Origin of the sequence: Arthrobacter agilis (assembly GCF_002953615.1) — a bacterium.
Taxonomy (GTDB): domain Bacteria; phylum Actinomycetota; class Actinomycetes; order Actinomycetales; family Micrococcaceae; genus Arthrobacter_D; species Arthrobacter_D agilis_B.
This window is the reverse complement of sequence record NZ_CP024915.1, coordinates 907,077-916,500: the sequence shown is the minus strand read 5'-3', so window position 1 is coordinate 916,500 and position 9,424 is coordinate 907,077. Positions and strand designations below refer to the sequence as shown.

The 9,424-nt window shown below is 70.8% G+C and carries 7 protein-coding genes; 2 read left to right on the top strand and 5 right to left on the bottom strand.

The window, feature by feature from the left end:
* Positions 1-264: 264 nt before the first annotated feature.
* Genes tyrS through CVO76_RS04415 form a run of 4 tightly spaced genes read right to left on the bottom strand, consistent with a single transcriptional unit; the run spans position 265 to position 5,134 of the window.
* Positions 265-1,590, bottom strand: coding sequence for a tyrosine--tRNA ligase (gene tyrS / locus CVO76_RS04430; protein ID WP_133082265.1), 1,326 nt, complete (start codon positions 1,588-1,590; stop codon positions 265-267).
* Positions 1,591-1,602: 12 nt separating this feature from the next.
* The gene (locus CVO76_RS04425; protein WP_208740861.1) at positions 1,603-3,855 is read right to left on the bottom strand and encodes a HelD family protein; all 2,253 of its coding nucleotides are present in this window, start codon (positions 3,853-3,855) and stop codon (positions 1,603-1,605) included.
* 50 nt (positions 3,856-3,905) lie between these two features.
* Entirely contained in the window at positions 3,906-4,487 is a 582-nt protein-coding gene (locus CVO76_RS04420; RefSeq protein ID WP_208741701.1) for an adenine phosphoribosyltransferase, read from the bottom strand.
* A 2-nt stretch (positions 4,488-4,489) separates the two neighbouring features.
* Positions 4,490-5,134 (bottom strand): DNA-3-methyladenine glycosylase, encoded by a 645-nt coding sequence (locus CVO76_RS04415; protein WP_432206131.1) that lies wholly within the window; start codon positions 5,132-5,134, stop codon positions 4,490-4,492.
* A 92-nt stretch (positions 5,135-5,226) separates the two neighbouring features.
* On the opposite strand from CVO76_RS04415, the gene CVO76_RS04410 reads away from it, so the two are divergent.
* Both CVO76_RS04410 and CVO76_RS04405 read left to right on the top strand, forming a co-directional pair.
* Positions 5,227-6,864: a DNA-3-methyladenine glycosylase 2 family protein gene (locus CVO76_RS04410; protein ID WP_208740857.1), complete on the top strand. Its 1,638-nt coding sequence runs from the start codon at positions 5,227-5,229 to the stop codon at positions 6,862-6,864.
* On the top strand, positions 6,861-7,406 hold the full coding sequence (locus tag CVO76_RS04405; RefSeq protein WP_208740855.1) for a methylated-DNA--[protein]-cysteine S-methyltransferase: 546 nt from the start codon (positions 6,861-6,863) through the stop codon (positions 7,404-7,406). The genes CVO76_RS04410 and CVO76_RS04405 overlap by 4 nt, the downstream gene beginning before the upstream one ends.
* A 53-nt stretch (positions 7,407-7,459) precedes the next feature.
* On the opposite strand, the gene CVO76_RS04400 is transcribed toward CVO76_RS04405, so the two are convergent.
* The coding region (locus CVO76_RS04400) for an ABC transporter ATP-binding protein (protein ID WP_208740853.1) at positions 7,460-9,424 on the bottom strand (1,965 nt) is incomplete at its 5' end.

Here is a 9,424-nt window from a genome sequence, read left to right as displayed (position 1 = left end):
CCGTGGCGTAATGCCCGACCAAAGAAACAACAACAAGAACAAACCCACCACAAATAAAAGGTAAATCCGCTACCGCTCCAGAGCGCACGAACCCACCACATGATTTGAAGGGGATGGTCACCCTCACCGGGGCAACTCCACAACTATACGACCATCCCGCCCCACCGGCAAATCCACCCGCGCCCCACCGATACGGGCCCCGGGAACAGACGTGCCGGCACCCCCGGATGGGGATGCCGGCACGAAAGGCAGGACGAGGAGGACCTATCGGACGACGTCGATCATCGCGAGGTTCCGCTTGCCGCGGCGGAGAAGGAGGTACCGACCGTGCAGCAGGTCCTCATCGCCGAACCTGTGGTCGGCGTCCGTGGCCTTCGTGTTGTTGACGTACGCGCCACCCTCGGCGACGGTCCGGCGGGCCGCGGAGTTGCTCGCGGACAGCCCCGACGCGACCAGGAGGTCGATGATCCCGAGTCCGTCCTTCGCGACGGAGACGGACTCGAGCTCCGCCGTCGCAGCCTGCAGCGTGGCGAGGTCGAGCCCACCCAGATCGCCCTGGCCGAAGAGCGCCGCGGACGCGGCGATGACCTTCTCGGTCGCCTCGACCCCGTGCACCAGCGAGGTCACGTCGTACGCCAGCGCTCGCTGCGCCGCCCGCTCGTGCGCACGCTCCGCCGTCGCCCGCTCCAGCTCCTCGATCTCGGCGCGGGTACGGAAGGTGAAGATCCGCAGGCGCTCGGCGACGTCGGCGTCCGAGGTGTTGAGCCAGAACTGGAACATCGCGTACGGGCTCGTCATCGCGGCGTCCAGCCAGATGGCATTGCCCTCGCTCTTGCCGAACTTCGTACCGTCCGAATTGGTGATCAGCGGGGTGCCGATCGCATGGACGCCCTTACCCTCGACCTTGCGCACCAGGTCGGTGCCGCTGGTCAGGTTCCCCCACTGGTCGGAGCCACCGGTCTGAAGGACGCATCCGTACTCACGGAACAGCTGCAGGTAGTCCATGCCCTGCAGGATCTGGTAGCTGAACTCGGTGTAGCTGATGCCCTCGTCGGAGTTCAGCCGCTTGGCCACGGTCTCCTTTTTGATCATCGTGCCCACGCGGAAGTACTTGCCCACATCGCGCAGGAAGTCGATGACGCTCATCGGACCGGTCCAGTCCAGGTTGTTCACCATCCGGGCGGCGTTGCCGCCGTCGAAGTCGAGGAACTTCTGCACCTGCCCCTGCAGGGAGCCGACCCACTCGGCGACGGTCTCCTTCGTGTTCATCGTCCGCTCCGCCGTCGGCCGCGGATCGCCGACGAGGCCCGTGGAGCCCCCGACGAGGCCCAGGGGCCGGTGCCCGGCGAGCTGGAGCCGTCGCATGGTCAGGAGCTGGACGAGGTTGCCCAGGTGCAGGCTCGGGGCCGTCGGGTCGAACCCGCAGTAGAACGTGATGGGCGGTCCTGCCAGCAGTTCCCTCAGTTCACCCTCGTCGGTGGACACATAGACCAGCCCACGCCACACGAGCTCGTCGTAGATGCTCGCGAAGGACGGATCGTTGCGCTGGCCCTCGAGGCCACTGACCGGGGTATCTGTTTGCTGGGACACCCCTACAAATTATCAGCCGGCAATACCAGCGGGAATTCGGCCGGTGGACATGACGCGCAGGCGCTGGGTGGGGCGTGTCATCGCCACGTACAGGTCTCCGACCCTCGCCGTGGCGGAGTCGAGCATCTCCTGGGGCTCGAGGATGACCACGCCGTCGAACTCGAGTCCCTTCGACTCGCGGGGACCGATGACGACGATGTCCTGGCCCGGACCACCCGCACCGGACCCCACGCGGTCGCCGTACCCGGGTGCCAGCGCCGCACGGGCGTCGGCCAGGAGGTCGTCCGGTGCGATGACGGCGAGCATACCGCCGTCGATCGCCGCGAGTTCCTCCGGCAGGGCGCGCACCAGGGCGGGCAGGAGGTCCTGCACCGTATCGAGCACGGGTGCGAACCTCCCCTCCCGCACGGCTTTGGGAGCCGACACGACCAGGCCCGCCGCGTTGGCCATCCGCACGGCTGCCTCGGCGATCTGGGAGGGGGTGCGGTAGTTGACCGTCAGCTCCTCGAGCTGCCAGCGGTCGCCCACGAACGGCTCGAGCGCCTGCTGCCAGGACCGTGATCCCGCGGCGGAACTGGTCTGGGCGATGTCGCCGACGATGGTGAAGGACTTCAACGGGCAACGCCGCATGAGCAGTCGCCACTGCATCGGGGACAGCTCCTGCGCCTCGTCCACCACGATGTGCCCGTAGGCCCACGTGCGGTCCCCGGAGGCACGGTCGGCGGCGGACAGCCGGCTCGCGGACACGGCGTTGTGCTGCGCGAGGTCTGCCGCCGTCAGCACCCCGTCCACCCCGGCATCCTCGAGCGAGGCGTTGACGTTCTCGAGGGCGCGCTCGGCGTTGGCGAGATCGCGCTTCTGCTCCTGCTCGCGGGCCGCGCTGTCACGCCCGGCGGAGGGATCGAGCTCGCCGAGCAGTTCGGCCGCCTCGTCGAGCAGGGGCACGTCCGCCTCGGTCCACGGAGCGTCGGCCGGTCGGGCCAGCGCGGCCAGTTCGTCGTCGCTCAGGCCCGGCGCTGCCGCACGCAGCAGTTCCGGGCGCGCGAACAACTCCGAGACGAGCTTCTGCGGCGTCAGGGGCATCCAGGCGAGGTTCAGTGCGATCCGCACGTCGCGTGCGCTCCGGACGTCCTCGGCCAGGTAGGAGCGGTCGGCGTTGTTCCCGCCACCCGACGACTCCTCGAGCTTGTCCAGCAACTGCTCGGTGAGCTCCCGCAGGAGGATCTTGACGAAGGTGACGCGGGCCTCGTTGTGCGGCTTCCCCGTGGCGCGCGCGCGCTCACGTGCCCGGGAGACCTGACGGGGCGTGAGCGTCAGCATGGTGCCTTCGACGTTGAGGCGCTTGTTCTCGGCGGGCACCCGTTCGCGGTTGGCGACGGCGGTCCTGATGACCTGTGCCATCTCGAGCCGGCCCTTGATGGCGGCGGCTTCCTCGCTGGCCTCCTGCACCGTCGTCACGCCCGGCATCAGGGTCCCGATCCCGGCCATGACGACCCCGGTCTCGCCGAGGGACGGGAGGACCCGCTCGATGTACTTCATGAAGGCGTCGGTGGGCCCGACCAGCAGCACGCCCGCCGACTTCAGCCGTTCCCGGTGCGTGTAGAGGAGGTACGCGGCCCTGTGCAGCGCGACAGCCGTCTTGCCGGTACCCGGGCCGCCCTGGACGACGGTGACACCGGGGAGGGGTGCGCGGATGATGCGGTCCTGCTCCGCCTGGATGGTCCCGACGATGTCGGACATCTGCCCCGTGCGCCGCGAGTTGAGTGCCGCGAGCAGGGCTCCCTCCCCCTGCAGCGAATCGTCGTCGCCCAGCAGGTCCACATCGAGGACGTCGTCCTCGATGGCGACGACGTCCCTCCGGGACAGGATCAGGTGGCGCCGGCGTCGGACGCCCATGCGCTCGAAGGCCGTGGCCTGGTAGAAGGTGCCCGCCTCCGGCGCGCGCCAGTCGACCATCAGCTGGCGGAGCTCCTCGTCGGAGAGACCGATGCGCCCGATGTAGCGCTTGTCGCCGCTGTCGAGGTCGAGTCGACCGAAGACCAGCCGATCGTCGACGGCGTTCAGCTGGGCCAGGCGATCCTCGTACATGGTGGCGAATGCGTCGCGCTCCGACCGGTTCTGGTGGGAACCCGCCGCCTGGGTGCGCCGGACCTCGGCGAGCTGCTGGGCCTTCTCGGCGCGGAGTTCATCGAGACGGCGGTACAGCCCGTCGACGTAGACGCGCTCGTAGTCCAGCTCGGCGTTGGCCTGGGATGTCTCGTGCATCGGGCACTTCCTTCTTCAAAGGCGGACCGTCAATTCTAGCGCGGTGGGCGTCACACGGTTTCCAGCGCGTGGACGGTCCGTCCCGCCAGGCTGGTCCGCCCGTCCAGGTCCCCGAGCTCGAGAACGACACCGCACCCCACGACGACGGCGCCGGCCTTTTCGAGCAACGCGCAGGCCGCGACGAGTGTTCCGCCCGTGGCGAGGACGTCGTCGAGCACCAGGACGCGCGCACCGGCGGGCAGGTCCGACTGGTGGATCTCGAGTGCTGCCTGGCCGTATTCGAGATCGTAGGACTCCCGGTACACCGCGCGCGGGAGCTTGCCCGCCTTCCGGACGGTGACGACACCCGTGCCGGTCGCATAGGCGACGGCGGCCGCGAGGAGGAAGCCACGGGCCTCGACTCCTGCCACGGCGTCGAACGACCCGGCGAACGGCGCCGACACCGCATCGACGACGGTACGGAAGGCCCGTGCGTCGGAGAAGACGGGAGTGAGGTCGCGGAACAGGATGCCCGGGGACGGGAAGTCGGGAACGACGGCACTCAGGCGGTCGATGGCTTCCCTCGCGTCGGCTGCGAGTCCCGCTGTACCTGGTGCCCGGGCCGGGGTCTCCCCGGCGTCCGCTCCGCTCATCGTCACGGATCAACCTTACGGGCTGCGGGCGGTCTGCCCGGACGGTACCGGGAGACGGTCGGGTCCTGCGGGAGCCAGAAGCGCCACGGGTACTCCCCGGTGCCGGCGACACCGCTCACGCCGACGCGCGGCCCCCGGCTGATCGCCGCGGGCGGCTCGCCGGGCAGGACGAGCCGGAAGGGATCTGCGAGGACGTCGGCGCCGTCGAACCGGCGATCCACTCCGAGCGCCTGCGCGAGGCGCGCCGGGCCCCGGGCGAGATCGAGGTCCGACGCCGGCTGGTTGCGTCGGGCGCGCGCGAGGTCCGCCCCCTCGACGATCTCGCCGGCGCGCAGCAGCAGACCCATCGCCCGTCCGTCGCTGCCGCACACGATGTTGGCGCAGTAGTGCATGCCGTAGGTGAAGTAGACGTACAGGTGACCGGCCGGCCCGAACATGGTCGCGTTCCGGGCGGTCCGTCCCCGGAACGCATGGGAGCCCGGATCGTCGGGGCCGAGGTAGGCCTCCACCTCGGAGATGCGTACCGTGACGCGGCCGTCGTCGTCCTGGTGGGTGAGGTGTGCGCCCAGGAGCCAGGGGGCGACGTCGAGCGCGCTGCCACCGAGCCTGGTCCGGATGTCCTCGCGTGTTCCGCTGTCCTCGATCACCCGTCGACGGTAGCAAAGCCCCGACCGAGGAGGCCCGCGGCCATGTCCGAATCCCGCTAGTTCGAGCCTGCGGCCGGTGGCAGGATGGCGGCATGGACTTCTGGCAGCAGTACCGGGCGATCGATGGGCGTGACGTGCGCTTCGACGGGCAGTTCGTGACCGCCGTGTCGAGCACGGGCATCTACTGCCGCCCCTCATGCCCGGCGCGGACCCCCAAGCCGTCCAATGTCACCTTCTACCGGACGTCTGCCGCCGCCCACGACGCCGGGTACCGCGCCTGCAAGCGATGCCTCCCCGAGGCGGTTCCCGGCGATCCGGAATGGAACCTCCGCAGCGACGCAGCGGCGAGGGCGATGCGTCTCATCGCCGACGGTGAGGTGGATCGGACAGGCGTTCCCGGCCTCGCTGCCCGCCTCGGCTACTCCCCCAGGCACCTCAACCGCATCCTGAAGGACGAACTCGGGGCAGGCGCGCTCGCCCTGGCCCGGGCGCACCGCGCCCAGACGGCGCGTGCCCTGCTCACGGGTTCGCCGCTGCGCTTCGCCGATGTCGCCTTCGCCGCCGGGTTCGGCAGTATCCGGCAGTTCAACGACACGGTGCAGCAGGTCTTCGACCTCACCCCGCGTCAGGTGCGGGAAGCCTCCCGGCAGCGGTCCGGCGGCGCGGACGGCGGCGCGGACGGCGGCGCGGACGAGGTCGGCGGCCCTTTCCGGCTGTCGCTGTCCCTTCCCGTGAGGCTGCCGTACGACAACGGGATCTTCCGTTTCCTCGCCGCGCGTGCGATCGACGGCGTGGAGCGAGGCACGGACCTGACCTACGAGCGGCTGCTCCGCCTGCCCGCCGGACCGGCCTGGTTCAGGGCAGGCGCCGTCGAGGCGCGCGGTGAGGGACAGGCGGTGCTGCCGGTGACGGTGTCCGTCGCGGGGCTGCGGGACCTGCCGGCGCTCCTGAGCCGCATCCGTCGCCTGTTCGACCTCGACGCCGATCCGGTGGCGATCGATGCTGCGCTCGCCCGCAGCCGGTACCTCACCGCCCTGGTCGCTGCCACACCCGGCATGCGCCTTCCCGGATCGCTCGATGCCGGGGAGACCTTGATCCGTGCGATCGTCGGCCAGCAGGTCACCGTCGCTGCGGCGGCGAGGGCACTCGGCCGCCTCGCCGCCGCCGGCCCGGTGGTCGAGGCCCCGGGTACGGACCTGGACAGGATGTTCCCGACCGCCGACGAGCTCGCCGACATGCCCGAACCGCTCCTCCGCGGGCCGCGCCGCCGCAGGAGCACCCTGCGGGCGGTGGCACGGGCGCTGGCCTCGGGCACCCTGGAACTCGGCGTGGGATCCGATCCCGACGCACTGCGCGCGGACCTCCTGCGTTTCGACGGCGTCGGGCCGTGGACGGCGGACTACGTCACGATGCGCGTCCTCGGCCACCCGGACGTCTCCCTGCCCTCCGATGCCGCGGTCCGCAGCGGCTGGTCGCGGCTCGTCGGACGGACCGACCACCGCGCAGTACCTGCCGACGCGCGGCGCCCTCCGGATGCCGATGATCTCCCGTCCCCTCCGGTCCTGGGCGAGGCCCTGGCCGAGGTGCGGCCGTGGCGCTCCTACGCGATGCTGCACCTCTGGCGTGCCGCCGGGGCTCCGGACGACACCGCCGTCGTCGGGCCGCCGACCCCCGTCGTCCCGGCGACCGCGTACCCTGTTCCCATCGATCGAACGGACACACAGCCATGACCACCACGCTCGCCGCACCTCCGCTCCTCCGCGGAGCGACCACCACCACGGTCGACACCCCCGACGGCCCGTTCACCGTCATCGAGGCGGAAGGCTCCGTCCTCTCCTCCGGCTGGACGGAGCTGGCGTCCGACCTGACCGGGCAGATCCATCCGAGCATCAGGGCCGCGAGTTTCGACCCGGCGTCGTCCGCCGTGCAGCCCATCCTCGACGCCGTGTCCCGGTACTACGACGGCGATTTCGACGCGATCACCGCGGTGCGCGTGCGGCAGGTCTCGGGACCCTTCCGGGCATACGCGTGGGAGATCCTGCGCGCGGTGGAGCCGGGGACGCCCGTCACCTACCTCCAGTACGCCGAGCGGGCGGGCAATCCCACCGCCGTCCGTGCCGCTGCTGGCGCCTGCGCGAAGAACGCCGCCGCCCTCTTCGTGCCGTGCCACAGGATCATCCGCACCGACGGGTCCCTGGGCGGCTTCCGCTGGGGACTGCCGGTGAAGCAGCGACTGCTCGACCGCGAGGCAGGGCGTTCGACCGCCTTCTGAGCAGGGAGAGCCGGCACAGCAGGAAGCACGGCACCAGCACCGACCGCACCCGGTCAGGCCGCCACCAGTCGCTGGCGGGATGCCATGTCGCGGTAGAGATCGCTCTCCTCCAGCAGTTCTTCGTGCGTCCCGACAGCCGTGACCCGGCCCTGGTCCAGCACCACGATCTGGTCGAAGTCCGCCACGGTCGACAGGCGGTGCGCGACGACGACGACGGTGCGATCACGCGAAGCCTCCCCCAGCGTCTGCTGGAGCAACTGCTCCGTCCGGGAATCCACGGCGGAGGTCGGCTCGTCCATCAGCAGGACCGGACGGTCCGCGAGGATCACGCGTGCCCAGGCGAGGCGCTGCCGTTGCCCGCCGGAGAGCCGGATGCCGTCCTCCCCCAGGTTGAGGTGCAGCCCGTCGGCGGTTCGGTCCCCGAGCGCATCGAGGCCGACGGCGGACAGGACGCGGCGGAGCTGGACGTCCGTGGCGTCAGGGGCGGCGAGCCGGAGATTGTCGGCCAGCGTCCCGCTGAGGACCGGCGCCTCCTGCTCGACGAGGCCGATCCGTGAGCGGAGCTCGGAGCGCGGCATCTCCGACAGTGCTGTGCCGTCGTAGGTGATGCTGCCGCCCGTGGGCTCGTAGAACCTCTCCAGCAGCGCCAGCACCGTGGACTTCCCGGCACCGGAGGGACCGACGAGCGCCGTCCTGCTCCCGGCGGGGACGGTGAAACTGACGCCGTCGAGCACGGGTCGGCCCTCGCCCGGAGACTCCTCCGCGTCCGGGCGGCCCTGAGGGATCGGCGAGGCGGTCCCGTCCGGGGAACGGGCCGCCGTCGCGCCGCCGTCCTCAGCGTCCGACGCGTAGCGGAAGGTGACATCGCGCAGCTCGATCGAACCTGCGGGTGGACCGGCTGCCCGGATCGTGCGGAAGGGTCCCGCCGACGCGTCCCGGAGAGCCGCCGCCGTCTCCGGCGCCGGCTCCCGGATCGATGCTTCGCCCGTGGCCGGGAAGGGGCGGGCCTCGTCCGCCCGCTCCGGGTCGAGCCGGGCGATCTCCTGGATGCGGTCCAGCGCGGCGAGGCCCGACTGGATCTGGACGAAGGCGCTCATCGCCGACCCGATCGGCATCACGAGGAGGAACAGGTAGAGGATGAACGCGATCAGGTCGCCGAGCCGCAGCTCTCCTGCAGCCACGCGGATCCCGCCGACGGCGAGGACCACGATGAAGGCGCCCTGGATGCAGATCGACATGATGGGCTGGACGGCGGCCTGCAGGCGGGCCATGGCGATGCCGGCGCGATAGGCCCGCGACGCCTCGACGTCGATCACGGCGGCTTCGCGATCCTCGGCGACGGAGGCCTTGATGGTCCTGATGCCCGAGAGGCCGCGCTCCACCGCCGCTGTCATCGATCCCACGGCATCCTGCACGTCCCGGCTCCGCCGGCGGATGAGGCGGCCGAGGAACAGGACCCCGCCCGCGCCGAGGAGGACGGCGGACAGCGTGATCCCGAACAGCAGCGGGTCGATCAGCACCATCAGGACCACGGCGGCGCAGAACATCAGGATGGACGACACGATCTCGAAGAGACCGGAGGTGATGACGCTGCGCATCAGGGTGGTGTCGGAGCCCACCCGGGACATGAGGTCCCCGACGCGCCTCCTGTCGAACTCCCGGATGGGCAGCGCCAGGAGTTGCCCGACCAGGGACCGCCGCACGCCGAGCACCACCGACTCCGCCGTCCGCTGCAGGAGGTAGGACTGCGCGGCCCCGAACACGGCGCCACCCAGCGTGATGGCGACCAGGAACCAGACGAACACGGTGGCCGGGCGGCTCGCGGACACCGCGTTGACGAGCTGCTGGACCATCAGCGGCTGCGCGATCGACAGGCCGGTGGAGACGAGGGAGACGACGGCGACGAGGAGGAGCACACGCACGTGTCCCCTCAGATAGGGGAAGAACTCCCGCAGGGTGGCACGCGGTGCGGTGGGCTGCATCCTCACACAGTGCGCCGGGCGCTGGCGGGTGTCAAA

Coding starts and splice junctions, on each gene's coding strand:
- CVO76_RS04420 (WP_208741701.1), bottom strand. CDS start 4,487: ATGAGCGGAGCGGACGCCGGGGAGACCCCGGCCCGGGCACCAGGTACA.
- CVO76_RS04405 (WP_208740855.1), top strand. CDS start 6,861: ATGACCACCACGCTCGCCGCACCTCCGCTCCTCCGCGGAGCGACCACC.
- CVO76_RS04425 (WP_208740861.1), bottom strand. CDS start 3,855: ATGCACGAGACATCCCAGGCCAACGCCGAGCTGGACTACGAGCGCGTC.
- CVO76_RS04410 (WP_208740857.1), top strand. CDS start 5,227: ATGGACTTCTGGCAGCAGTACCGGGCGATCGATGGGCGTGACGTGCGC.